General features: G+C 37.4%; 1 pseudogene. It reads right to left on the reverse strand.

The annotated features are described in order from the left end of the window. Positions 1 to 157: pseudogene (locus BSCG_RS29830) on the reverse strand (efflux RND transporter periplasmic adaptor subunit); the annotation flags it as partial. Positions 158 to 605: the final 448 nt, after the last annotated feature.

Consider the following 605-nt stretch of genomic DNA (forward strand, 5'->3'; position numbering starts at 1 on the left):
CTTCCACGATTCCCGAGAAATCTTTTCTGATAATCGATCTTGACTCGACAATCGTAGTCTTTACGGGACGTGCAGTTGTCGTTGTCGTTTCTTTTTTCTGTCCGCAGCCAGCCAGCAAGATTGCAGCCGCCAGGACGAATCCAAATTCCTTTTTCATATACCACGTTGATGTTTAGAGGTTTTGCGTTGATAAATAGCGAATAATATACTAAAACAACTCCTGTTTATTTATGTTCAATATTCCTGTCTTTTCATATCCTGCCTCTTAACCTTTATATGGAACACAAAAAAACGGGAACTTTACGAGTTCACCACAGAGGACACAGAGTTCTTCTCTCTCTTTCCGTAAGCAAAACAGAGCGATAAATACGATTACTCTGTATTACTCTATAGGGAATAAAAATAGTAAACCTCCGTGTCCTTTGTGGTGAAATATAAATTCCCATTTAGCAAAGAAGTGTGCAGAAATAAACTAAAATCGCACTATTTTGCTCATTTCAGTGCAGAAATGAATGAAAGTTTTTCCTACTATAAAGTTGAAAAACATAAAAACATCTGCCACCTGCAACGAAACGCGTGTAACACACTAATTAATAAATAGTTGG

The organism is Bacteroides sp. 2_2_4 (genome assembly GCF_000157055.1).
GTDB lineage: Bacteria > Bacteroidota > Bacteroidia > Bacteroidales > Bacteroidaceae > Bacteroides > Bacteroides ovatus.